At 42.8% G+C, this 23,663-nt stretch carries 25 protein-coding genes; 16 read left to right on the forward strand and 9 right to left on the reverse strand.

Annotation, left to right across the window (positions count from 1 at the left end):
* Nucleotides 1-72: 72 nt before the first annotated feature.
* Nucleotides 73-780, forward strand: a complete 708-nt coding sequence (locus EGM68_RS25220) for a phosphodiester glycosidase family protein (RefSeq protein WP_206099040.1) — start codon at nt 73-75, stop codon at nt 778-780.
* 48 nt (nt 781-828) lie between these two features.
* Here the strand turns inward: EGM68_RS25220 and EGM68_RS25225 are convergent, their stop codons facing one another.
* The gene (locus tag EGM68_RS25225) at nt 829-1,320 is read right to left on the reverse strand and encodes a hypothetical protein (protein WP_129550255.1); all 492 of its coding nucleotides are present in this window, start codon (nt 1,318-1,320) and stop codon (nt 829-831) included.
* A 119-nt stretch (nt 1,321-1,439) separates the two neighbouring features.
* Here EGM68_RS25225 and EGM68_RS25230 point away from each other — a divergent pair, with 119 nt between their 5' ends.
* A complete protein-coding gene (locus EGM68_RS25230) occupies nt 1,440-2,624 on the forward strand; it encodes an RCC1 domain-containing protein (protein ID WP_016324907.1) in 1,185 nt (394 codons plus the stop codon).
* A gap of 168 nt (nt 2,625-2,792) precedes the next feature.
* Here the strand turns inward: EGM68_RS25230 and EGM68_RS25235 are convergent, their stop codons facing one another.
* A complete protein-coding gene (locus tag EGM68_RS25235; RefSeq protein WP_025675722.1) occupies nt 2,793-3,422 on the reverse strand; it encodes a YfbR-like 5'-deoxynucleotidase in 630 nt (209 codons plus the stop codon).
* A 167-nt stretch (nt 3,423-3,589) separates the two neighbouring features.
* Here EGM68_RS25235 and EGM68_RS25240 point away from each other — a divergent pair, with 167 nt between their 5' ends.
* The 5 genes from EGM68_RS25240 to EGM68_RS25260 all read left to right on the forward strand — a co-directional run bounded on the left by EGM68_RS25240 (nt 3,590) and on the right by EGM68_RS25260 (nt 8,661).
* Nucleotides 3,590-4,285 carry a response regulator transcription factor gene (locus EGM68_RS25240; RefSeq protein ID WP_013373798.1) on the forward strand — a complete coding sequence of 232 codons (696 nt, stop codon included), beginning with the start codon at nt 3,590-3,592 and terminating at the stop codon, nt 4,283-4,285.
* Nucleotides 4,278-5,282, forward strand: a complete 1,005-nt coding sequence (locus tag EGM68_RS25245) for a sensor histidine kinase (RefSeq protein WP_040102519.1) — start codon at nt 4,278-4,280, stop codon at nt 5,280-5,282. The genes EGM68_RS25240 and EGM68_RS25245 overlap by 8 nt, the downstream gene beginning before the upstream one ends.
* A 102-nt stretch (nt 5,283-5,384) precedes the next feature.
* Complete coding sequence (locus EGM68_RS25250; RefSeq protein WP_013373800.1) at nt 5,385-6,146, forward strand: ABC transporter ATP-binding protein; 762 nt, start codon at nt 5,385-5,387, stop codon at nt 6,144-6,146.
* Nucleotides 6,136-8,076, forward strand: a complete 1,941-nt coding sequence (locus EGM68_RS25255; protein WP_129550256.1) for an ABC transporter permease — start codon at nt 6,136-6,138, stop codon at nt 8,074-8,076. The genes EGM68_RS25250 and EGM68_RS25255 overlap by 11 nt, the downstream gene beginning before the upstream one ends.
* Nucleotides 8,077-8,265: 189 nt before the next feature.
* Nucleotides 8,266-8,661, forward strand: a complete 396-nt coding sequence (locus EGM68_RS25260) for a hypothetical protein (protein WP_129550257.1) — start codon at nt 8,266-8,268, stop codon at nt 8,659-8,661.
* An 85-nt stretch (nt 8,662-8,746) separates the two neighbouring features.
* On the opposite strand, the gene EGM68_RS25265 is transcribed toward EGM68_RS25260, so the two are convergent.
* Both EGM68_RS25265 and EGM68_RS25270 read right to left on the reverse strand, forming a co-directional pair.
* Nucleotides 8,747-9,721 (reverse strand): aldo/keto reductase family protein, encoded by a 975-nt coding sequence (locus tag EGM68_RS25265; protein ID WP_129550258.1) that lies wholly within the window; start codon nt 9,719-9,721, stop codon nt 8,747-8,749.
* Between the two features lie 164 nt (nt 9,722-9,885).
* On the reverse strand, nt 9,886-10,851 hold the full coding sequence (locus EGM68_RS25270; protein ID WP_129550259.1) for a radical SAM protein: 966 nt from the start codon (nt 10,849-10,851) through the stop codon (nt 9,886-9,888).
* Between the two features lie 244 nt (nt 10,852-11,095).
* Between EGM68_RS25270 and EGM68_RS25275 the strand changes: the two genes are divergently transcribed.
* The 4 genes from EGM68_RS25275 to EGM68_RS25290 all read left to right on the forward strand — a co-directional run bounded on the left by EGM68_RS25275 (nt 11,096) and on the right by EGM68_RS25290 (nt 14,785).
* Nucleotides 11,096-11,959 carry a hypothetical protein gene (locus EGM68_RS25275; protein ID WP_013373805.1) on the forward strand — a complete coding sequence of 288 codons (864 nt, stop codon included), beginning with the start codon at nt 11,096-11,098 and terminating at the stop codon, nt 11,957-11,959.
* Between the two features lie 114 nt (nt 11,960-12,073).
* A complete protein-coding gene (locus EGM68_RS25280; protein WP_040102516.1) occupies nt 12,074-12,550 on the forward strand; it encodes a DsrE/DsrF/DrsH-like family protein in 477 nt (158 codons plus the stop codon).
* A gap of 135 nt (nt 12,551-12,685) precedes the next feature.
* Complete coding sequence (locus EGM68_RS25285; protein WP_040102515.1) at nt 12,686-14,194, forward strand: aminotransferase class V-fold PLP-dependent enzyme; 1,509 nt, start codon at nt 12,686-12,688, stop codon at nt 14,192-14,194.
* An 81-nt stretch (nt 14,195-14,275) separates the two neighbouring features.
* Nucleotides 14,276-14,785 carry a DUF1036 domain-containing protein gene (locus EGM68_RS25290; protein ID WP_129550260.1) on the forward strand — a complete coding sequence of 170 codons (510 nt, stop codon included), beginning with the start codon at nt 14,276-14,278 and terminating at the stop codon, nt 14,783-14,785.
* Between the two features lie 114 nt (nt 14,786-14,899).
* On the opposite strand, the gene EGM68_RS25295 is transcribed toward EGM68_RS25290, so the two are convergent.
* Complete coding sequence (locus EGM68_RS25295; protein WP_129550261.1) at nt 14,900-15,952, reverse strand: LLM class flavin-dependent oxidoreductase; 1,053 nt, start codon at nt 15,950-15,952, stop codon at nt 14,900-14,902.
* Nucleotides 15,953-16,202: 250 nt separating this feature from the next.
* On the opposite strand from EGM68_RS25295, the gene EGM68_RS25300 reads away from it, so the two are divergent.
* Nucleotides 16,203-16,958: an AIM24 family protein gene (locus EGM68_RS25300; RefSeq protein WP_016822536.1), complete on the forward strand. Its 756-nt coding sequence runs from the start codon at nt 16,203-16,205 to the stop codon at nt 16,956-16,958.
* Between the two features lie 117 nt (nt 16,959-17,075).
* On the opposite strand, the gene EGM68_RS25305 is transcribed toward EGM68_RS25300, so the two are convergent.
* From EGM68_RS25305 to EGM68_RS25315, 3 genes are all read right to left on the reverse strand, one after another.
* A complete protein-coding gene (locus EGM68_RS25305) occupies nt 17,076-17,417 on the reverse strand; it encodes a zinc ribbon domain-containing protein YjdM (RefSeq protein ID WP_040102512.1) in 342 nt (113 codons plus the stop codon).
* A 154-nt stretch (nt 17,418-17,571) separates the two neighbouring features.
* Nucleotides 17,572-18,438, reverse strand: a complete 867-nt coding sequence (locus EGM68_RS25310; RefSeq protein ID WP_025678114.1) for an SDR family oxidoreductase — start codon at nt 18,436-18,438, stop codon at nt 17,572-17,574.
* Between the two features lie 231 nt (nt 18,439-18,669).
* Entirely contained in the window at nt 18,670-19,623 is a 954-nt protein-coding gene (locus EGM68_RS25315) for an aldo/keto reductase (protein ID WP_129550262.1), read from the reverse strand.
* A 156-nt stretch (nt 19,624-19,779) separates the two neighbouring features.
* Here EGM68_RS25315 and EGM68_RS25320 point away from each other — a divergent pair, with 156 nt between their 5' ends.
* Entirely contained in the window at nt 19,780-20,445 is a 666-nt protein-coding gene (locus EGM68_RS25320) for a TetR/AcrR family transcriptional regulator (protein ID WP_025678118.1), read from the forward strand.
* A gap of 278 nt (nt 20,446-20,723) precedes the next feature.
* A complete protein-coding gene (locus EGM68_RS25325; RefSeq protein ID WP_129550263.1) occupies nt 20,724-21,617 on the forward strand; it encodes a diacylglycerol/lipid kinase family protein in 894 nt (297 codons plus the stop codon).
* A 14-nt stretch (nt 21,618-21,631) separates the two neighbouring features.
* Here EGM68_RS25325 and EGM68_RS25330 read toward each other — a convergent pair whose 3' ends face one another.
* Nucleotides 21,632-22,174, reverse strand: coding sequence for a hypothetical protein (locus tag EGM68_RS25330; protein WP_025678121.1), 543 nt, complete (start codon nt 22,172-22,174; stop codon nt 21,632-21,634).
* A gap of 97 nt (nt 22,175-22,271) precedes the next feature.
* Here EGM68_RS25330 and EGM68_RS25335 point away from each other — a divergent pair, with 97 nt between their 5' ends.
* A complete protein-coding gene (locus EGM68_RS25335) occupies nt 22,272-23,186 on the forward strand; it encodes a phosphatidate cytidylyltransferase (protein WP_129550264.1) in 915 nt (304 codons plus the stop codon).
* A 133-nt stretch (nt 23,187-23,319) separates the two neighbouring features.
* Nucleotides 23,320-23,661: a DUF3243 domain-containing protein gene (locus tag EGM68_RS25340; RefSeq protein ID WP_013373818.1), complete on the forward strand. Its 342-nt coding sequence runs from the start codon at nt 23,320-23,322 to the stop codon at nt 23,659-23,661.
* The last annotated feature ends 2 nt before the right edge of the window (nt 23,662-23,663 follow it).

The following is a 23,663-nucleotide window of genomic DNA, read 5'->3' on the forward strand; positions in this document are numbered from 1 at the left end:
ATTTCCTATATATATGAGAAACGAATTATCGCGCGAGATTCTGTTTCAAAATCATCTAATTGGAGGTTTCCCATGCCAGCAAACTACTCTTACACCAAAACGTCTGATGGTTTCCATGTGATCATTACGCCAGCTTCGAATATCCAAAATAAAAATATTCGAAGCCGGATCACACAGCAAACCGATTACGGGATTAATGGGGGCTTCTTTTACCCTATCAGCACCACAAAACCACCGACTCAAGGTTTATCCATTGCGGTGACACCTAATAACACTCACGATATTAAGGCAAATGCCAAAGAGAATAGTCGAGGTACTGCATTTATTTTTACGGAAAGCAACAAAACAAAAATAGGGATTACCCGTACTTCAAGTGTGACGGATCTCAAAAAACAAATGGGAACGGCCATTAAGTACAAATCCATTATTAGCGGCGGTAGTCTATCATTGAAGAATGAGGAAGAAGTATGGCTCAAGGAGCTGAAAGAGATTGAAAATTTCGATCTGAACGGAACCTTGCGATACACCGAATCCATCGGACGGACAGGCTTGGGCTTCAAAGTCGTCAATAACATTTGGCAGGTCTACCTGGTTGTTCATGAAAATGCGACGCTGAAACAACTTCGCAACTATTTTATCAAGCAGGATTGCTTCGAAGCCATTCTTCTGGATGGTGGAGGCTCGTCCGGCATTCAGGTCAAAAATTCTGCAGGCACTATGGTCAAATATGAGCAAACGCGTTATATCTACAACATGGTGAAACTTATTAACATCACCTAAGCCTTATGACGTGCTTCCATAGGAGTGAGGAGGCCTTACTGGCCTCCTCTACAAATCATCCAGCACGACCACTTCCAATGCTAGGAAAACAGGTGTTGCAGGGTACACATAGGAGACTTCAATGGATTGCCCCACCTGTAATTCTGCCGGACGGATTAATTGCCTCCGCTGACCATCCATCTGCTTATAAATATGTGTGTCTGGAACGGATATATAGACCGATTGGATAGGCTTCTCCGTTGGATCTTCACTTTGAGGTAGTTCTTGAGCAAATTGAACCGGCTGTTCAAATCGGATCAAATAATCCATGCTGGGGGCTGCCAATGGTTGTTCGATCTCTTTATCCATTTTTTCGATGCTTTTAATTTTAGCACGCCCCGTGTATACCGTTGTGCTTTCCAGGCGTTCTAAATCAAAAATGGATTGAGCCACCACTTCATTTGTATGAGGTTGTTTAACTGGCGACGCCGATTCCGTTTTAGAACATGCCGACAATAAGGCTGATACAAGTAAGACTAGGACAAAAACTCCTTTTTTCATCAGTGATCCTCCCTAATCTGGTTTATCATTTGCGACTTACTAATAAGACGTGACAGGAACAATTTGGTTGCTTTCATCATGTATTCATCCATTACTATTTCGAAAGGTGTGTAGTTTATATGTTAAAAAAACTCGCTCTAACCGCTCTTGCCGCATCAACACTTCTAGTGGGGAGCTCCATTACGGCAAGCGCCGATTCTGCCGTGAATTACGACCATTTGCTTTCAGCAGGGACCACTAACGCTTACTTGGCTATGGAAGATGGATCTTCATTTTACGCAACGGGAAGTAACGGCAATGGCAAGCTCGGCGTGGGCGCTGGCGGAGGGAATAATAAAACAAGCCCGATGCAAGCAGATGTATCTGACATCGCTATGATTGATGCTGGTGATTTGCACTCAACCTTGCTCAAAAAAGACGGAACGATCTGGTCTTGGGGTTTTGCAAGTTACGGCGAACTAGGAACAGGGAACAAGCGGGATACGGCAAGAGTCCCTGTTAAAAACAAATATATTGATAATGTTAAGGAAGTGAGAGCAGGAGGTCAATTTACACTTGCCCTCAAAAATGACGGTACGGTGTGGGCTTATGGAGAAAACAACTTTGGGCAACTGGGCATTGGCACCAAAGGAGTTTCCGCCTTTTCCGTTAAGCCTGTCCAAGTACAAGGCTTAGAAGATATTGTAGCCATTGACGCTGGTGACAGTTTTGGCGCAGCTCTAGACAAAAATAATCAGTTATGGGTATGGGGGCGTGGTTATGATGGCGCTCTGGGACAGGACGATAAAGAAAACCAGCTTACCCCTGTTCAATACCGAATTGATGATATCAAAACCTTTACCGCTGGAGCTGACCGTATTTATGTATTAACGAACAGCGGGGAAGTATACGCTTCGGGTAGCAATACTTCTGGTAAGCTGGGGGATGGAACCTCTACCTTTAGAAGATCACCTGTATTGATCAACATTTCCGACGTAAATAGACTGAAGGCAGGCAAAACCCAAACTTTCGCGCTGAAAAATGACGGAACTCTTTGGGGTTGGGGAACTAATAATGAAGGACAGGTAGGTGACGGGACCGATGTATTTTCTGTTAAAGTCCCATCCCAAGTTGTAGATGACACAAACACGCCACTAACCGATGTAGTAGCATTCAGTGCAGCAGGAACCCACTCCCATGCTTTGACAGCCGATGGGACGGTCTGGTCCTGGGGATTTAATAGAAATGGTGAACTGGGAATTGGCAATACCAAGCAACAAAATGCAGCCACTAAAACCAACTTCCCGAATCCATTTTCAAAATAAGCATAGCTCTTCCGTGCTTCTCAATCTAAAAGAAGCCAAAGTAGCAGTTCAATCAACTGCTGCTTTGGCTCTTTAATTTTACTTAGGAGCTGCTTATTACAAATAAGCCTATGATTATGTATGAACAGAAGCGCTTCACAGCTTCTGAAAGATAGTAAGGAAATTCTTTTACAGAGCTAAAGCCTCTTCCGTAATCTTTTTGATATCAATGGATGAAGGCGTTTCTTCCTTTACCATATCTGGTAGGATATTTTCCAAAAAATATTCAACGCATTTCAATTTAATATTTTTGATTTTTACAAGCGCATTGCGATACATCACGATAAATTCTTTTTCCGTATTTCCCCGCTGAAGCTCGGCAAATGCTTCATACACCTGATCCATTTTATCCGCTACTTCTAAAATTAAACCTTCAACAGAATCATCTTTACCTTCTCTTAGCTGTTTGCGGAAAATCGCTTTAAAATCCTCGGGAATATTCTCTTCAATAAAATACTCAATCATACCTTCTTCGACCTGCTGGATTAATAGTCGGAGTTCCTTGGAGGAATGCTTAACAGGCGTTTTAATATCTCCAATAAAAATTTCCCCATAATCATGACTGCTAGTAATCTCGTATAGCTTTTTCCAGTCAATGCAGACACCGTTTCTCTCTTCAATATCAGCTAGCGTTTTGGCATATTGTACTACTTTCCAGGAATGAGCCGATACACTATGTTCCTCAAATTTAAACTTGCCCGGACAACGGATAATTCTTTCCAACTCATTTAGCGATCGAAAATAGGTGTGAATCCCCATCCATGCATCCATCCTTTTAACGGTATGAGATTGTAGATATAAACCAACTATAAACCTCAACTATTAACAGCAGATTATCGCAATATCAAGTTGATTCAACCCCATATAGCACATAAACAAATTTTGCTATACACTTTATATAAAAAAATTAAAAAGTGGTGAAATCGTTGTTTAAAATCTTGCTGATTGAAGATGATGAAACTTTGTTCCATGAAATAAAGGACAGGTTAACTCAATGGGCCTATGATGTGTACGGTATACAGGATTTTAGTAAAGTCATTCAAGAATTCACAACGATAAAGCCTGATCTGGTCGTGATTGATATTCAATTGCCGAAATTTGATGGTTTTCATTGGTGTCGAATGATTCGATCCCACTCTAACGTCCCGATCATCTTCTTATCATCGCGGGATCACCCTACGGATATGGTGATGTCGATGCAGCTTGGAGCGGATGATTTTATCCAAAAACCCTTCCATTTTGACGTACTGATTGCAAAAATACAGGCCACACTTCGCCGTGTATACAATTACAATACAGAACCTGTTTCCCTGAAAACATGGCGTGGAGCGACGGTCGATTATGAAAAAAATGTAGTAGCCAATGAGGCTGGCTCCATCGAATTAACCAAGAACGAGATTTTTATTTTGAAGCTGCTGATTGAACAAAAAAATAAAATTGTCGCACGAGAGGAATTAATTAAAAGCCTCTGGGATGATGAACGTTTTGTCAGCGACAATACCCTGACCGTCAACTTGAACCGCCTGCGTAAAAAATTGGACGAGCTGGATTTGGGCCGTTTCATTGAAACGAAAGTGGGGCAAGGCTACATGGCTACAGAAGAGGCACCTGCCTATGATTAAAAAATATCTGAGGGAAAGGTTGAGCTGGATTCTACTGTTTGTGTGTCAGCAATTCCTGATCCTGTTCATCGCTTATGTGGATGCAGCAATTCCATTAATGCCGATCCTTTATATCGTCTTCTTATCTATGATGATTTTCTTGGTTTTTTTAATCATTCGCTATCTCAAAGAAACTAAATTCTATACCACATTAGAAGAATGGGAGAGCCCTCTAGAACTAACAGGTATAGGCGAACCAGAGAGTCCGTTTGAGCAAATCATTGAACAAAAAATCACTGACCAGACCGAACGGTTACAACAGATCATCTCGCAAAATCAACTAACACTTGAACATGAAAAAGATGAACTACTATCCTGGATTCATGAGGTAAAAACACCTTTAACCACCATGCATTTGATGATTGAGCGGTTGGACGACAAGTCCCTAAAAGCTCAGTTAACCTATGAATGGCTACGAATTCACTTACTGCTGGATCAACAGCTCCATCACAAACGCATATCTTTTATTGAAAATGATCTATATGTCGAGCAAGTGGATTTAAAATCTCTGGTTTTTAAAGAAATCAAAGCATTACAGTCATGGTGCATCCAAAAAGGGATCGGTTTTGACATCCGACTTGAGCAAATGGAAGTGCTAAGTGATGCCAAATGGCTGGCTTTTATCATCAGACAGCTCTTAACCAATGCCATCAAATATAGCGATGCCAGCGATATTATCATTCACAGCTATGAACAAAGGGATCGAATACAGCTTGAGGTCCAAGACTTTGGGCGCGGTATTGATCCGAAGGATATACCTCGTATTTTCGAGAAAGGTTTTACATCCACGACCCAACATTCTGATCATACTTCGACGGGCATGGGGTTATATTTAACAAAAAAGGCAGCGCAGTCCCTGCTCATACATATAGATGTGCACTCCAAACCGAACATGGGTACTACCTTCACTTTAATTTTCCCCAAACGAAATGATTTCGTAAGTATGCTGAGCATGTGACAGAGATGTCACATGCTTTTATATACTGTTCGCCCAATCAAAGGAAAATCATCGGTACGATTTTTATAATAAGGCTACAAGAACAATAAGGAGTGCATCGAAGTGAATATTTTAGAAGCCCATAAGATTCACAAAAGCTATGGTAATAAGCTAAATATGCAGGAGGTTTTGAAGGGAATAGATATCGTTATTGAAGAAGGTGAATTTGTCAGTATTATGGGAGCCTCCGGTTCAGGTAAAACCACACTGCTAAATGTCCTCTCCTCCATTGATAAAGTGAGCCACGGTTCCATTAAGATCAATGATATCGAAATGACGAAAATGAAAGAAAAGCAACTGGCTGAATTCCGCAAAAAGCATTTAGGCTTTATTTTTCAGGAGTATAATCTGCTGGATACGCTCACCGTGAAGGAAAACATCCTCTTGCCTCTATCTATCACCAAAACGCCTAAAAAAGAGGCTAACCGAAGATTTCAGGAAGTCGCTACAGAACTGGGGATTTATGAGCTCAAGGACAAATACCCCAATGAAATCTCGGGCGGGCAGAAACAGCGTACATCTGCGGCTAGAGCGTTTATTCATGAGCCTACTATTATTTTTGCCGATGAACCTACGGGTGCGCTTGATTCGAAGTCGGCATCCGATTTATTAAACAAGCTGGGTCAGCTGAACCAAAAGCGCAAGGCAACGATTATTATGGTCACGCACGATCCGGTTGCAGCCAGCCATTGCAGCCGCGTTATTTTTATTAAGGATGGGCAAATGTATACGCAGCTTCATAAAGGCGTGCAGGAGAGACAAAGCTTCTTCCAGGATATCATGAAAACCCAAGCGGTCTTAGGCGGGGTTCAACATGAACATTAATCTACTCATTCTAAAAAATCTGAAAAAAAATCTGAGCAATTATTATCTCTATGTTTTTGCTCTCATTTTCAGTGTTGCGCTCTATTTCTCCTTCGTCACATTACAGTACGATCCCTCCATGGACGAAGTGAAGGGTTCTGTTAAAGGTGCAGCCTCCATACGGGCAGCTTCTGTTTTACTGGTCGCTATTGTCTGCATTTTCCTTATGTATGCTAATAATATTTTTATAAAAAGACGCAGTAAAGAAATTGGCTTATTTCAATTGATTGGAATGACTAAAAACAAAATTTTTCGCATTCTAAGTGCTGAAAACTTAATTTTATACTTCGGTTCGCTTTTCGTCGGAATAGGGGTTGGATTCTCCTTTTCCAAACTAGTGATCATGATCTTATTTAAGACGACGGGTGTCGAAGCCATTGCCACTCTATATTTCTCTAACCAAGCACTGACTCAAACACTCATCGTTTTTGTTGTCATCTACTTACTGATCATGGTCATGAATTATTCTTTTATCAAAAGACAAAGTATTTTGTCTTTGTTCCGAGTGACCTCAACCACCGAAGGGAAAATCAAGAAAATAACGATCTTTGAGATGATCATCGGGATCATTGGCATCTCGCTTATCGCCTTAGGTTACTATGTTTCCTCCAGATTATTTGGTGGAGATTTTACATCCTTAAATGAACTATTTATGGCGATGGTGTTTATTTTGGGCTCTGTCATCATCGGGACATTTCTTTTTTATAAAGGATCCATCCGCTTTATTTCCAATATCATCAGAAAAAGCAAAGGCGGATATTTAAACATCCATGAGGTGCTGTCCCTCTCATCCATTATGTTCCGCATGAAATCCAATGCTTTGTTGTTAACCATTATTACGACAGTATCGGCACTTGCTATCGGTTTACTATCCTTAAGCTATATCGCCTATTATTCTGCGGATCAAGCAGCTGAGGACAATGTACCTTCCCATTTTGCCATGACGAATGTGCCGGATGCGGAGAAATTCAAAGCGTTACTTCATGAACATGATATAAAGTATCGAGAAAAGAAAATTGAAGTCATTCAAGTCAGTGTGAAGACAGCACAAATTATGGAGACTCCTATGGAACCATTAAATGATGGTACGGATTCCATGACACTGCCTGTCATTAGCGACCAATCTGTGGAGGGTACGGATGTATCTCCAGGCCAAACGGTTTTAACGGGCTATAATGATATGTTACAGAAATTCATGTCCTTGAAAGACTTTGGACCCTTGGATTTGAAGGGAAAAACAGAAGTCATACCTCAACAATATGTGGGTCTAAAAAGGGATTATGTCATTCCTTACTATTTTACAGCCGGGGGGCTACCCACTGCCATTGTAGATGAAACCATCTTTGAGCGGTTAAAAAAAGACGTAAATCCTAAGATTCAGAAGAAGTCATCCCCATATATTGGAATTGATATACTAAATGAAGCACAGATCAAAGAGGCCGATCGACTGTTTGCAGCTGCGAATTTTAACGATCAACAAACATCACAGCTTGAAATGAGCAGCAATCAGAAGAGAAATATGGGAGTGATCATGTTTGTTGTTGGCTTTTTGGGACTGACCTTTCTCATTACATCAGGCTGTATCCTTTATTTTAAGCAGATGGATGAGAGCGAAGACGAAAAGGCCAATTATACTGTATTGAGAAAGTTAGGCTTCACCCAAAGTGACCTGCTGCGAGGCATTAAAATAAAACAACTCTTTAACTTCGGCATTCCGTTAGTGATTGGCCTATCACACAGCTATTTCGCCGTCCAATCCGGCTGGTTCTTGTTTGGAACCGAAGTTTGGATGCCTATGATCATCGTAATGGTACTATACACTGCCCTATATTCCATTTTTGGAGTGCTATCCATTCTGTATTATAAAAAGGTCATTAAAGCAGCTTTATAATCAGTTATACGCCCAAAAGTCTCTGGCAAGAAAGTGCCAGGGGTTTTTCCAAATATTTGAGCATTTTCGTTCCTGCGTGTACAATAAAATAACTATTATCGTAACCCCAAAGGGGGAGAGCCTATTTTATTATTACTCATCAATGGCATCGGCATTATAGCGAATATTATACTCGGTTCCTCTGTAGGGGTGGCTATTATCGTAGGAATCGTCTTTTTCCTGATTGGCTTCCCTGAGTTTAAAAAATCGCCCAAACTCACGAAAAAGGCTAAAAAAGATATCACTTATATTATGTCAACATTATTAACGCTTGTGATATTCGTAGTTATCGTTTCTTGGAATATTCATACTTCAGGTGACCTGTTTCTTGAAGGTCCGCTAATACCGCAGATGAAGCTTCATTGGGGGCAAAAGGTATTGATATTGGGGTTGGTAGAAGGTCTATGGGCTGTCATCAGTCTAAAATGGCTGTTGCCCATCTTTTTTGATCCGCTGGATCTCAGTAAGAAGCAAATCCTTGTTTTAGTGAGCGGGATTGCACTTAGTATGATTTCAGGCATCTATGCGATGCTTGAAGCAAGTTAAAAAGTCTCGCCCTTCTCTGTTAAGGAACAGGAAGAGCGAGACTTTGTTATTGATGGCTTCCCTCTAGAGAGGCTCGTGTGAATGCTTAGCGCAAAGGCTCAAATCCCTCTGCTTGCTTCAGAATCTGCTCAATTTCCGCGCAGGTCTCCGGTTGCAGCGTCACCTCGACTGCTTTCACATTTTCTTCGATTTGTGCCGGTTTGGTAGCCCCAATCAGTGCAGCGCTGATACCCGGTTCTCTCAGAATCCAGGCAAGTGCGAGTTGTGACAGGGTGACACCCAAATCCTTTGCCAGCTTGTCCAGTTCCTGAACGCAGTTGAGAACGGTATCGTTCATGTAACTGCTGATGACACTATTGACAGAGGCATCAGCCCCGCGACTCCCCGTCGGTATAGGTTGTCCCGGTTTGTATTTACCCGTGAGGATGCCTTGGGCTAGAGGTGAAAATACAATTTGGCCGAGGCCTATCTGCCCGGATACGGGAAGAACCTCATGCTCGATATAACGCTCGAACATATTATAGATCGGCTGATTGGCAATCAGCGGCCGCAGATTCAGCCTTTTTCCGATACCATAGGCATCCGTGAGCTGGGCGGCACTCCATTCACTGACCGCAGCATACAAGATCTTGCCTTGAGCCTGAAGATCATCTAGCGCCCGCAGTGTCTCTTCCAACGGAGTATCTGGATCATAACGATGGCAGAAGTACATGTCGATATAATCCGTGCGGAGCCGCTTCAAACTCGCCTCACATTGCTCCATAATATGCTTGCGTGACAGCCCCCTGTCATTGGGACCGGAATCCATAGGAAAGAATACCTTAGTAGAAAGCACATAGCTCTCTCTCCGATAAGGCTTCAATGCGGCTCCCATAGCCTTCTCGCCTTCTCCACGGTTATACGCGTTCGCGGTATCAAAAAAATTAATCCCAAGTTCAAAGGCCTTGGCAATACAGGTATGAGCTGCTTCCTGTTCGGCGGCCGTACCGTACGTTAACCAGCTCCCCAGTCCGATTTCACTAATTTTAAGACCGCTGTTGCCTACATTTCTATATCTCATATCTACTCCTTCTTTCATAAGAAGCTTGCATTTTTATATATCTTAACATGTAAACCCTTTCATTAAAACAAATAATAAAGGACTCTTGGAGTTACATGAAGGACATCTACCACCCTACTTGTTAGGGCAGTAGATGTTTGTCACCTCATCATTTCAAATCATACCTACTCCATGCTTCCTTCAGGGAAAAGCGCATCATATGCAGGACAAGGCAGTTTGTCGAGAAACTCCTGAAGCTGCTTCGGCTTATTTTTGTAAATATCCTTTAAGGATGTTCCGTTATAGATATTACCGATGACTACAGGATGGCATAGTTCACAGATTAGGATGTCCCCGTTCCCGTGAAGATGAAGCTGTTTTTTACCATCAACACAGTTGGAAAAGTATACCCCCGGTTGCTCCTTGAAGCCCAGCGCCTCAGCAAAACGGTCCATACAGGTAAAATACAACACAGTATCGTCTTTTTTATGCGCAATCAGGTCATGAACGGAACGGACAAGTGCTTCCTTGGTGGAGATCGCGTTCCAATTCGTATGATCCATCACGATGCTGTTTTGGATTTCATGGATGCGTACACCGAGTTCGTAAACCTTTTCACTGATCGCTGGCATGTTGTTCTGCGTCTCTTCAAATAACAATGTCTCCAGCACCGTTTCCAGCTTGGCTTCGGTACACAAACGGATATTTTGAATGATTTTCTCATACATACGAGGGTGAACATGATAATAGGCTGCATATTTATCGGCATCCGTGAAGTTAAAGGAGATATGAATATTGGAAAGCCCTGCGTCACGCAGTTTCTCAATTCGTTCAGGGCTAAGCAAGCTCGCATTGGTATTAAGCTGGGTTGCAATTCCCTTGCTCGAACAGTGAGCCACGATGTCCAGACAATCGTCATACTTTAAGGTTACTTCGCCCCCGGAAAGTCGCACACGTTTTAACGTTGGAATGTCATCAATAATACCTATGACCTCTTTGCTGCTGATGCATTGTCCGTCGTTCCGCTGATATGCGCAGCAGTAATCACACTTGAAGTTGCAATTAGAGGTGACCCCGACTTCCAGTCCCTCCAGCTCGTAGATGCCCGGCTTTTCCAGTTCAAGTGCTTTATATTTGTTCTCTATACTCAATTTCTTATAATCCTCCCGATCTCAGGCTTGTGTCTTGAATTCCCTTGAGATTATACAGAATGGGATGGGTTTGTAGATATGACATTGGTAACGGCAGGAGTTTTAGAGTCTATTCTCATCACATATTGACATGTGGTATTGAATATCCCCAAAAAACATCCAAATTAGTGCAACAAAAAGGAAACTTATTCCGTCTCTTTATAATGTGCAAATAATAATACTAATGAGGAGGATTTTTAAAGAAATGAAAAAATTGTACAAAGCAATCTCTACAGCAGCACTTGCAGGAATCATCGGCGCTCTTCCGGTAATACCGACTCATGTCTATGCAGCAAGCTCTTCTGTCAAGAGCACTACCACAAGCTCATCTACTGTAAATGCATCTACACCATCAGACAGTACAGTTATTAAAAATGCTCAAAAGAAATTACAGGAGATTACAGGTAAGAAACTGGAGCTCGTTTACAAGCAAGCTTCAGGAAATGAAATCGAATTAAGTGTTAAAGGGCAAGGATTTGATCAAGTTTCTACCGATAAAAATGGGAATATAACGGATGCCCATGTCGAAGTAGGTAATCGCACATTCATGATTAAAAATAACAAGTTAGATCATACCGTAGAGGACGTTGACACGAGCAAGGCAGACAAGACAGCTCTGAAAGCGGCAGAAGGCGTGTTTGGAGCTCTTGACGGAGTAACCAAAGGAAACCTGAAGCACATCTCCCTGATTGCGAAGGGAAATAAAAAGGTTTTTGAATTTATGTTCCAAAACGGTGATAAGGAAAGCCCTGTTTGGATTCAGGTCGAAAAGGGCTCCAATCAAGTGATGTCGATCAATACCAGAATTCTCGCAGACAAGCTTTTCGGAAAAGACAAAGCAGAAGTCGATAAAGTAGAGCAAAAACTGAAATCATTCTCAGAAGATCAAATTCTGGAACTGGCCCAAAAACAGGCTAAAGAACTGCTAAACGTTGATCTGACCGGATATAAAGTGATTAAGAATACGCAAATGCACGGCAGAGTCACTTTTGAAAAAGATCATTCACCTAAGCTGAGTGGAGACTTTAATTCAAAAGGTCAGTTTTACTCCCTTAAGGTAGAATATTGATTCTTAACTGGTGTAAGTGCCTCCACTACAATTGTGATCAATATGTGAACTGGGCATAGTTCTCATTTCCAAATCCATACTGAATATATCTGTTGGTAATGGAGGCGGAAGATCGTGAACAAAAGGATGAATCTGCTTATGTTCAGCGGCGATTATGATAAAGCAATGGCTGGACTGATTTTGGCCAATACAGCTCGGGAGTTGGATGTCGAGGTTACAATGTTTTTTGCATTCTGGGGATTATCATTGGTTCGTGATCCCGATAAAATGACGCTTGAGGACAAGACCATTTACGAGAAACTTATGGATTTGGTGACTCCCAAAGGACCTGAAGCCTTGCCGTTGTCCCATATGAATTTTAGCGGTCTGGGCAAGTTGATGCTGACGGAAATGCTGGAAGACAATGAAGCACCGAAGCTGATCCATTTCCTGAAGGGAGCCCGGAAGAAAAACGTCAAATTCTATGCCTGCAAGCTATCGGTGGATATTATGGGTTTTAAACCGGAAGAATTCATCCCTGAACTGGAAATTATCGAGGCCAAAACGTATCTAAAAGACGCCCTCGAGTCGGACATGCAGCTTTTTATCTAATATATACTCATGCCTTATCCTGCTATTGGATGAGGCTTTTTAATTTGACTAAATGATGACATTCGCCTAATTATTTTAACCTATCCTCGCCTACCTACGTACCCTAAGAAGACAGAACGACTTGGGAGGCGCCGTATGCTCATGGCTCGAATCGGAAGTAGTAACTGTAGGTATCAGCCTTCTAACGAGGCTCATTTCCAAAAGTATCGCGAGAATACAATCGGTTATCACCAGACCTTTGAATCTCCATATGGGCTTAAAAAGCTGATTTATGCGGATTGGGCAGCCAGCGGTCGTCTGTATGGACCCATCGAGTCGAAAATAGCTAATGAATTAGGTCCATTTGTGGCGAACACGCATACGGAGTCTAATTTGACAGGTACTCTGATGACCCAAGCCTATGAAAAAGCAAAACAAATCATTAAGAACCACGTTCATGCCAACGAACATGATATCATTCTATTCGCCGGGTCTGGGATGACAGGTGCGGTGAATAAGCTTCAGCGACTATTAGGATTAAAAATACATGAAAAATTAAAGCCCCTCTACCCCATCGCCGAAAAAGACCGCCCCGTTATTTTTGTTACACACATGGAGCATCATTCCAATCATATTTCCTGGGCAGAAACCATTGGAGACGTTGTGTGTCTCCCTCCGGGCCCCGGAGGGATGGTCGATCCAGCGCATCTCGAACGACTGCTGCATCAATTTCGGCATCGCCCGATCAAGATTGGCGCTTTTACCGCCTGCTCCAATGTTACAGGGTTCGAAGTGCCAATTCACCAACTATCCCGCAAAATGCATGAACATGGTGGCGTATGTTTCGTTGATTTTTCGGCAAGCGCACCTTATGCGGAGATCGACATGCATCCTACAGATCCCCTTGAGAAACTGGACGGGATTGTATTTTCTCCTCACAAATTTCTTGGTGGCCCCGGCACAAGCGGCGTTCTCATTATGGATTCGCGGCTGTGTCTCCATTGTGCTCCCGATCAGCCCGGAGGCGGCACGGTAAGTTGGACCAATCCTTGGGGTGGATACGAGTATAAAGATAGTATTGAGGCCCGCGAGGATGGAGGCACTCCTCCTTTTCTACAGGCTGTTCGAACCGCGCTCTGTATTCAGTTGAAGGAACAAATGGGATACAACCGCATGTGGGAGCGTAAAAAGGAGCTGACCTCATTATTGCTAAAAGGCTTGAGCATCATACCAGGTCTACACATTTTGGGAGGGAGCAGCCAAGATCGGCTGGGAATCGTTTCTTTCGTTGTTGGTCATATTCACTATAACCTGATTGTAAAACTACTCAATGATCGATTTGGCATTCAGGCCCGGGGCGGCTGTTCATGTGCAGGCCCCTATGGACATTATTTGCTGGGCATCGACCAGCAAGCATCTAAGCAAATGACAGACCTGATTCATGCGGGAAACTTATCTCGAAAGCCGGGCTGGGTGCGTCTGTCGCTTCATCCCATGATGACCAATCAGGAAGTCTCCTATATTGTCTCTTCCATACGGGCTATCGTGGAAAACATAACAACCTGGCAAAAAGATTATACCTATCAACCGGAATCGAACGAGTGGCGATCTATGAATGAACATAACAAAATGGACATCAGCAAATGGTTCAACTTTAGCAATTAAGAGACTCTTGTCCGTTTCCTTCTTTCAAAATACTCATAAGCTACACTGTAAGATTACTATATGAGGAAAGAAGGGGCGACAATGGGTCTCAATTTTCGCAACAGCACCAATGCGGCTATCTTTGTAGTTTTTGCCTATCCAGACTTCAGCTGTACTCCTGTTAACTACTCCAAAGCAGGCTGGTATCGCGTAAACCCCGGTCAAACTATTCAAGTATGGAGCGGCTTCGCCGGAGGTAATACGTTTTTCTATTACGCCGAGGATGATTTTGGACGTACATGGCAGGGTTCATACTTCACTCAAGTTCCTGAGAATGCCTTCGATTGGTGCTGGGATACAGGCTGTACCACTTGTAGAAACGTGGGACTGCGGAGAATTGCGGTTAGCCCGTTCGTCTTGAACTATACTATCGACTTTATAAGAAGCAGCAGTCAAAGAAAACCTGCCTCAACCACACTCCGCATGACGCTGCCTTCCAAAGCAACCCAAGGGAAACCTATCTTGCGCAGAGTTCCTGCCAGACCTAAGAGATTACAACAAGGGAAGCCTCAATTACAGAAACGCATCACTCATAAAAAACGGACAAAATAAAGAATAATCTGAACAGATTAATTAGAAACAATACAGACTATTTAGAACCAAAAAGGAGCGACCTCCTTACACGGTCTGCTCCTTTCTCTTTTCTCTATACTGAGGTCAATCGGCTTATTTGCTCTCGGATTCCCACTTGGATATCTCTTCACGCACCCGTGGCGCTACCTCTGTTCCCAATAACTCAATAGCTCTCATGACATCATCATGCAGCATCGTGCCGACGGGCACATGCAACAGAAAACGTGTAATGCCTACCTGTTTACGGAGATGAATGATTTTCTTGGCAACTGTATCGGGATCGCCTACATACAATGCTCCTTCAAAGCTGCGCGCGGCATCGAAGCTAGAACGAGTATAAGGACCCCAACCGCGTTCACGCCCAAGCACATTCATGCTCTGCTGAGTGGAAGGGAAAAACTTTTCCGCTGCAAGCTCGGTGGTCTCCGCGATAAAACCATGCGAGTGGGATGCAACTGGAAGCAGCGATGCATCATGACCTGCGTGCTTAGCTGCCTTTTTGTACAACTCCACCAATGGTGCAAACTGCATAGGGCTGCCTCCGATAATGGCAAGCACCAACGGCAATCCAAGCAAGCCCGCACGAACCACAGATTCCTGATTGCCTCCACTCCCGATCCATACAGGCAAAGGATTTTGCACCGGACGCGGATACACGCCTAAATTGTTGATCGCAGGCCGATGTCCGCCTTTCCAGGTGACTTTCTCAGACTCCCGTATTTTCAAAAGAAGTTCCAGCTTTTCATCAAACAACTCATCGTAGTTATCCAGGTCATATCCAAACAACGGGAACGATTCGATAAAGGAACCTCGACCTGCCATAATTTCAGCTCGTCCGTTCGAAATACCGTCCAGCGTAGCAAAGTCCTGAAACACACGCACTGGATCATCCGATGAAAGCACCGTAACCGCACTGGTTAGGCGAATTCGTTGGGTCTGTGCCGCAGCAGCAGCCAGTATAACAGCCGGAGCAGATGCCGCATAATCTTTACGATGATGCTCTCCCACGCCGTACACATCCAGTCCTACTTGATCAGCAAGTACAATTTCCTCGACCACTTCACGTATCCGTTGTGCGTGACTGATAACCTCATTGGTTTGGGGATCCGGTGTTGTTTCTACAAACGTACTTATACCTATCTCCACTTGTCTTACCCCCTATTGTATGTTTCATTTTTCATTCGGTTGCTTTCGAAGCAATCATTTTAAAAACCGATATCTTTATATTGAACCTTTTTTATATCTTTTTCAAGCTCTCCTTTTCTGAGTTTGAAAATCAGGCGAGAGAAGTGCCGAGATCTGCGCAGGAAAAGCAGTCTCTTTGTCGAATTATGGTATGGAGTAAATAAGATTTCCATCCCCACACCATGAAAACAACAAGGAGGCGCATACATTTATGGCTTTTGTTATTAATAATTTAAAGGATAACAGCAATGTTGCCATCACTGACCAATTAGGTGGATTTACGGTACTGGAATACATAACAGATTTGAGTTGCACCTCGGTTGCGGCTGCGAAAGACAATTACTATATGAGCAAAAGTAACATGCGCCGCAAGCAGCTCATGATCGAAATCAATAATAGTGAGATTATGATGAGGGCTGGTGCCATGCAATATACTGTAGGTAGCATGGAAATGACTACCGGTGTAAAAGGCGTCGGAGGCTTAATGCGAAACTTGGTATCCGGTGCTGTAACAGGGACAGGTGCCATTAAGCCGCACTATAAAGGCACGGGAACCATCATGCTGGAGCCTACCTATCAATATATTTGGCTTATTGATGTCGATAATGATGACATTGCCATCGAAGACGGATTGTTTTTAGCTTGCGACACCACACTGGACATATCCGTAGTTGCACGTAGTAATCTTTCCTCTGCTGCACTGGGCGGAGAAGGGTTATTTAATTTAAGCGCCCGTGGAAAAGGAGTGCTGGCACTTCAAGCGCCGATCCCTTCTGATGAAGCGGTCGTTATAGAATTGCAAAATGATGTGCTTAAGGTGGATGGCAACTTTGCCCTTATGTGGTCCAACACCCTACAGTTTACCGTCGAAAAATCGGGGAAAACCAAAATGGGCTCGGCCGCTTCCGGCGAAGGGCTGGTTAATGTATACAGGGGAACAGGAACCGTGTGGCTGGCACCACTATGACATCTATGTGGGTATGAACATTGAAAGTCCAATGATGCCCAATGCTAATAAAAAAGGAGAAGCCTCGGCTTCTCCTTTTTATCCTCATGGAACTGAACAGTTTCTCTGCTATATACTTTAATTCTTTTTAACAAACTCCGATTTTAGCTTCATTGCTCCAAAACCATCAATTTTGCAATCAATATCGTGGTCGCCTTCCACCAGACGGATGTTTTTTACTTTGGTGCCAATTTTCAAGACGGAAGAGCTTCCCTTCACTTTAAGGTCTTTGATGACAGTTACAGAGTCACCATTCTTCAGAATGTTACCATTCGCATCTTTGACGACTTTTACGTCTTCACTGCTTTCAGTTTCTGACTCGGCAGACCACTCATGGGCGCATTCCGGGCAAATGAACAGACTACGGTCCTCATAAGTATACTCTGAATTACACTCAGGACAATTTGGCAAATTAGACATGGTATTATGTACTCCATTCATTTTTATTTCTATTCCAAGCTACCTTGGAGTTCCCTACAAGTATATTGGATAATCAGTCGCGGTTCCAGTTATGAATGTAACTAAAACAGATGCTAACCTTCCTAGGCAGCACCCGTTTTGTACGACACGTTTATTATGCTTGGATTTGCTTGACCAGTTCACTAATTCCTTGCTTAAGCGGCGTCAGGGGACGCTTCAACAGCTTCTCAAAATCGTTGCTTACAACATCCAAAGCTCCTTCACGAATCGCTTGTTGAATGCCTACCACAATAGGGATGGCACCTTCCGGTACTCCCGCACCGAGCATGATCTCGGCATACGCAGCATCGTCTACCTGCTGTACAGGAACGTCCTTACCCAGGACCTCAGCAAGTATCGCTGCCAACTCTTCTTGGGTAATCGGCTTACCAGAGAGCTCGTAGATTGTATTCTCATGTCCTTCGCCAGACAACACGGCTGCAGCCGCTTGCGCGTAATCAGCGCGGGCAGCCCAACCTACTCTACCGGACCCTGCTGAGGTTAACCATGGAGCTCCCGCGAGTACGGATTGGATCGTGCCTGCTTCATTCTCAAGATACCAATTATTACGCAAGAAGGAGTAAGGAATACCTGACTCACGAATGAACTCCTCCGTAATACGATGTACGGGTGCAAGGAATAGAGTGCTGTCAGCGGCATTGGCCGCACTGGTATACGCGATGAAGCCTACTCCCGCACGCACAGCAGCATCAACAGCCGCTTTATGCTGACGAATTCTAGTATCATTATCCCCGTCTGCGGATATAATCAACAATCGATCTACACCAGCAAATGCCTGATCCAGCGTTTCTGGCTTGTCAAAATCGCCATAACGAACGTCAACGCCTCGATTACGTAACCCCTCTGCTTTTTCCGGATTTCTTACGCTAACAATAAGGTCTTTTGCCGGGACGGATGCAAGCAATGTATCTACCACAATGGAACCCAGTTGCCCCGTTGCTCCTGTTAATGCAATTTTCATACGAAATCCTCCATTCAGTTTTTATTTACTTTTATATAGTAACTAAAAATATGATACATGTCTAATTTAGAGTCTAAAGGTATGCTTTTTAGCACATACTAGAATCCTGTACTGCCCCCAGTCCGTTCTATTAGTTGGCCACATCTATGAGATGCTAAAAATAATATAAAATAGCCCACCAGTAACTTGGTAGGCTATTTTATATTTAGTATTTTCATTATGAGAATAAGTCTAGTAACGGCTGCCAAACACATTTGAACTAACAGCATCGATACGAGCAAAATCCTCAGGGGTAAGTTGAATATCAACGGCCTTGATATTATCCTCCAAATACTTACGACGTTTCGTTCCAGGTATCGGCAATGTACCTCTTTCAATTGTCCATGCGATTGCTAATTGAGGTACCGTACAGTTCTTTTCTTTAGCAATTTCGGCTAGTCTATCAACGATACTAATATTTTCCTTGAAGTTATCGCCCTGGTAACGTGCCAATGAATTGCGTATATCGTCTGCTTGCAAGTTTTCATTAATATGACGTTCCCCAGTAATAAATCCTCTGCTTAAAGGACTATATGCTACAAGAGTAATCCCTAATTCTTTTGCAGTGGGCACAACTTCCTCTTCAATGTCTCGAGTCCAGATAGAATATTCCGATTGAATTGCAGAAATAGGATGCACTTCATACGCTTTGCGAATAGTAGCTGGATTAATAACAGACGCATTTATTCCGTTAGATAGGCCAAGATAACGTACTTTTCCGGCTTTCACTAATTCAGCCATTGCACCAACTGTTTCCTCAATTGGAACATTAGGATCCACCGTATGTTGATAATACAGGTCTATATGATCAAGTCCAAGACGTCGTAGGCTTTCATCAATTGCTTTCTTTACATAGTCAGGGTGTCCACCGATGAATTCCCAATTGGGACCATATGAAAACTTAGTAGCAACGATCGCCTGATCTCTTCGTCCCTTCAATGCTTTTCCTAACAGTTCCTCGTTATGACCGTTACCATACGCATCAGCCGTATCAAGCAAAGTCACCCCGAGATCAAGCGCCCGATGAATCGTTTTGGTAGACTCTTCATCATCTATAGCTCCATAAATACCAGGGGACATGCCCATCATACCCAAGCCAATAGAAGAAACTATGACATCACTACGTCCAAGTTTCTGTGTTTTCATTTTAGGCACCTCATTCTTATAAGTTCTTCACTTCATGTACAGATTAGCATACAAAAAATACAAAGTAAACAAAATAATTATTTATTGTTTACTTTGTATTCCGTTTGTATGCTGCTGTTCTAATTCAGGTTATAATAGATGCAGGAGGGACTTCACTTGAATAACTATATGCAAGATAAAAAACATGAAAAAAAGACCAAGCTTATTAACAAGCTACTGCCCTATCTACGAAAAAACGGACTTCAGTCTATTCGGATGGATGAGATTTCTAAAGTAATGGAGATCAGTCGAGCCACCTTATATAAGTATTTCGCAACTAAAGAAGAAATTGTACAGTTCATCGTAGACGGATTTATTGAATACCTGAAAGACTTGACTTATAGTTCTTTGGATTCCAGTCAAAGCTTTGGTACTCGTTTCTTGAAGATATTTGAACAGACTATTTCTCTTGCCGTTTATTTTTCAGACACTCTTCTTCAGGATATTGAAACCAGTTATCCAGATTTGTTTGATCGCTTTGACAAAACTATGAGAGAGCGCGAAGACAAAATACTAGCTTTTTATAAAGAAGGCATACAAGAAGGTTTTTTCAATGAAATTAACGGCAGACTGCTAATTAAGCAAGATGAAATTCTAAGGGACTTGTTTGATATTAAATACCTCATGACCAATCAATTTACGGTTCAACAAGTTTTATACGATTATTTTCAGTTAAAAAAACTTCAGTTGTTTAAGCCGGAAAAACTTGTAGTGATTGACGATAAAATGATAATGCCAGTACTAGAATACTTGACTCAAAAAATCTCCAAAAACATTCTTTAACCTTTATAATTTTCTAAAAACAAAGAGGCTCTTCAAACTGACAGAAGCTTCGTAAAAGAATTCGCTTTCTTTACGTTTGTTTGTTCGACTTCTTAAAAACGAAAAGAAGCTGCTCAATAAGCAGCTTCTTTTCGTTTAGATCGAATCACTTATCCATAATCCCCGCTTATTAGTGTATTCCAAACTTTCTGTATAGCTTTACGAAAAATGTTTGTAATTTCATGCTTTTCGGGTAAGGGTTGGTAACCCAGACTTTCCCCAAAGAGAGGAATATGTATATGAAGAAAGCTATGATCATTGTAAATCCCTCTTCTGGCAAAGAGGAATCCCTCCAACATGTCAGAAACGTAGAAGAAATTCTACGTGAGCAAGGATACGCCGTTACAGTCGAAGAGACGGCACAAGAACTTGATGCCACCCGTTTTTGCGTCACTGCATGTCAGGAAGCTTATGATCTAGTCATTTCCCTCGGTGGAGATGGCACGCTTCACGAAACCATTAATGGTTTCATGGATCAAGCCCATCGTCCAAAACTAGGGGTCATCCCGCTTGGGACCGTCAATGATTTTGCCCGTGCCTTACAAATTCCGCTAAGTCCTGAACTGGCGATCCGTACACTCACTTCTGCTCGCGTGAAAGTCGTAGATATGGGTCTCTTAAACGGTCGAATGTTTGCCAATGTTGTTGCCACTGGCTCGCTTGCCGAATCACTATCCGCTGTGTCGTCAGACGATAAATCCATGTTTGGTACATTTGCCTACTTTAAAGAAGGTTTGAAAGAACTTATCAACCATCCTGCCCATCCGCTTATCGTCCGCTATGATGACAAGACTTGGGAAGGCGAATCCCCACTCTTTTTTGCTGCTTTAACCAACTCAGTTGGCGGATTTGAGAAACTGGCACCCGGGGCGGCTGTTGATGATGGCCTGCTTCACTGCTTCATTTTCAAAAACCTTAATATATTGAACACGGTGACGGCCAGCATAAGCTTATTTTTAGGCAACCTGAAAGATCATAGTGATATCGTTTACTTTACTGCAAAGCATGTAAGTGTCAGCTCTGCAGAACCGGTCAGTACGAATGTAGATGGTGAGGAAGGACCCTCTTTGCCTATCGAGCTTGGTATTCTGGCGCGTCACATCGAGGTAATTGTGCCTGAGGAGTCTGAGTAATACGGTGCTTATCCTCAGGCTTGAGGCTCATAATCGCTCAATTTCCCCTCGTAGATCAGATGGAATCGGTCACTTTGCCGAAAATCGTCTGGTGTAATAAGGGCGGGCAACTTGTTCCATATTTTGATGCCGGATCGCTGTAAAATTTCCGCGACAAATTGCGAACAAAAATAAGAATTACTGAACTCGACTGGTTCTTTGAGTGCAACGCCAATTAATCCCAGTAAGTTATACATATATTTTTGCCGACTTCGGATAAATACATGTAAAACTCTCTTCATTTTCTCGACTTCACGGTCGGTTACTTGAAGCTCGTAGATGACACATGTTGTATTCGGAAATCTGCTGTATGTACCTGTCTTAATATCCTCTTTCACGAAACCACCATCCAGAGGGTTACTGGGGGTCTTTCTCCCGAAGCTGTATAACTCCGAAAGTTCTCGGTTGAAGGAAATGGAGGCGTGATTGTATGGTGCTCTTGTATAGCTTTTAATGACTCTCGTCAGAAACGTTCCCGTATTCGTAAGCAAGATAAAAACCGATTGATCAGCTACCATTTACGAAACTTCCCCTTATCAAGTTTGAATTATTCCTTCATAATAACATAGGACCCCCTTCAGGGAATCCTATTTCGCTATAAGTTGGTGAGTCGCAATGGACAGTTCGTTATTAACGTTAACCCTCATTTGTATAGCCTTATTAATCATCCATCTAATTTATATAGTGGTAGTCAAAACACAGCCAAACAAAGACTATGCAGCTATTGGACTTCGCATTAAGACCTGGTGGGGCATGTTCTTTATCTTTTGCCTGGCAACACTTTTCAATCCGATCGTTTCACTGCTTTCCTTGATGGTGCTTACTTTCTTTGCGCTAAAAGAATACTTCTCCATGATTAGATCCAGAAAAGCTGACCGCAGGTTGTTTTTATGGGCATACTTGGCGATTCCTGTACAGTTTTATTGGATTTATATCGGGTGGTATGGGATGTTTATCGTCTTTATCCCTATCTATGTATTCTTGCTGCTACCGCTCCCGCGATTGATCAATAAAGGAACCGTTGGTTTCCTACGTAGTGTCAGCTCGACTCAATGGGGACTCATGCTGATGGTTTTTGGACTGAGTCACCTGGCTTATTTTCAGTTTGCTACGCCGCAATACGGAGCAAAACTTGTACTTTTTCTAGTGGTACTGACACAGCTCAATGATGTCGCACATTATCTGGTATCACTCTATTTCGGCAAGCGGAAAATCGTCCCGACATCCAATCCCAATATAACTTGGGAAGGCTTTGCATTTGCTTTTCCCGTAACCATAGCGGCTTCGTATCTAATCTATCCGTACCTGACGCCGTTTGATCTGAAATTTGGGATTATTTTCGGTATGTTGATTAGCTTGAGCGGTTTCTTCGGGAGCTTAACGGTTTCCGTGCTGAAGCGAGATTTATTAATCGGCGATGATAATAAGTTCGATGCTTTGAAAAAAAGCTACTTAAGCCGGGTAGATAGCTTGACCTACACCTCGCCCGTCTTTTTTCACGTGATTCGTTATTTTTTCGACTTTATGTAACAATATGTTTTTCTTCATCGCTCCACGATACTCTGCTTGCTTCTCACCGTTTTCATTTTGGTTAGCCGGGGTAAGTACTACTGTACCGCAAGCAGTCCTTATCCTAGAAAACAATCTTGAGGAGGCGTTAGAAATGGCAGAGCATAATCATGTTGTGAATAAGGAAGGCGAAGTGGCCTTGAACAAGGTAGATGACGCGTTAAATCGGATAGACGACAGCAAAAAGGATGACATCTTGGGCAGCTTTGATTCATTCAAAAGTTATTTGAGCGACAAAATTGAAATGGCTCAAAAAATCGGCTTGAATGAAGAAGTGATGGCAAAAGCAGCTGAGAAGATCGCAGGCTATCTGGCAGCCAAGGAAGAACCGCGCAATAGCGAGGAGAAGCTTCTTCAGGAATTGTGGAAGGTAGGGGACAAAGAGCAGCAGCACGCGCTTGCCCACATGCTAGTACGTGTGGCTCAATCCTCGTAGAA

This window comes from Paenibacillus sp. M-152 (assembly GCF_003856555.1).
GTDB lineage: Bacteria > Bacillota > Bacilli > Paenibacillales > Paenibacillaceae > Paenibacillus > Paenibacillus polymyxa_C.

Bases quoted from the DNA above. Each gene is read 5' to 3' on its own strand.
- EGM68_RS25275 (WP_013373805.1), top strand. From the start codon at position 11,096: ATGAAAAAATTGTACAAAGCAATCTCTACAGCAGCACTTGCAGGAATC.
- EGM68_RS25340 (WP_013373818.1), top strand. From the start codon at position 23,320: ATGGCAGAGCATAATCATGTTGTGAATAAGGAAGGCGAAGTGGCCTTG.
- EGM68_RS25245 (WP_040102519.1), top strand. From the start codon at position 4,278: ATGATTAAAAAATATCTGAGGGAAAGGTTGAGCTGGATTCTACTGTTT.
- EGM68_RS25285 (WP_040102515.1), top strand. From the start codon at position 12,686: ATGCTCATGGCTCGAATCGGAAGTAGTAACTGTAGGTATCAGCCTTCT.
- EGM68_RS25220 (WP_206099040.1), top strand. From the start codon at position 73: ATGCCAGCAAACTACTCTTACACCAAAACGTCTGATGGTTTCCATGTG.
- EGM68_RS25235 (WP_025675722.1), bottom strand. From the start codon at position 3,422: ATGGGGATTCACACCTATTTTCGATCGCTAAATGAGTTGGAAAGAATT.
- EGM68_RS25315 (WP_129550262.1), bottom strand. From the start codon at position 19,623: ATGAAAACACAGAAACTTGGACGTAGTGATGTCATAGTTTCTTCTATT.
- EGM68_RS25225 (WP_129550255.1), bottom strand. From the start codon at position 1,320: ATGAAAAAAGGAGTTTTTGTCCTAGTCTTACTTGTATCAGCCTTATTG.
- EGM68_RS25310 (WP_025678114.1), bottom strand. From the start codon at position 18,438: ATGAAAATTGCATTAACAGGAGCAACGGGGCAACTGGGTTCCATTGTG.
- EGM68_RS25330 (WP_025678121.1), bottom strand. From the start codon at position 22,174: ATGGTAGCTGATCAATCGGTTTTTATCTTGCTTACGAATACGGGAACG.
- EGM68_RS25265 (WP_129550258.1), bottom strand. From the start codon at position 9,721: ATGAGATATAGAAATGTAGGCAACAGCGGTCTTAAAATTAGTGAAATC.
- EGM68_RS25300 (WP_016822536.1), top strand. From the start codon at position 16,203: ATGGCTTTTGTTATTAATAATTTAAAGGATAACAGCAATGTTGCCATC.
- EGM68_RS25325 (WP_129550263.1), top strand. From the start codon at position 20,724: ATGAAGAAAGCTATGATCATTGTAAATCCCTCTTCTGGCAAAGAGGAA.
- EGM68_RS25305 (WP_040102512.1), bottom strand. From the start codon at position 17,417: ATGTCTAATTTGCCAAATTGTCCTGAGTGTAATTCAGAGTATACTTAT.
- EGM68_RS25335 (WP_129550264.1), top strand. From the start codon at position 22,272: ATGGACAGTTCGTTATTAACGTTAACCCTCATTTGTATAGCCTTATTA.
- EGM68_RS25255 (WP_129550256.1), top strand. From the start codon at position 6,136: ATGAACATTAATCTACTCATTCTAAAAAATCTGAAAAAAAATCTGAGC.
- EGM68_RS25230 (WP_016324907.1), top strand. From the start codon at position 1,440: ATGTTAAAAAAACTCGCTCTAACCGCTCTTGCCGCATCAACACTTCTA.
- EGM68_RS25290 (WP_129550260.1), top strand. From the start codon at position 14,276: ATGGGTCTCAATTTTCGCAACAGCACCAATGCGGCTATCTTTGTAGTT.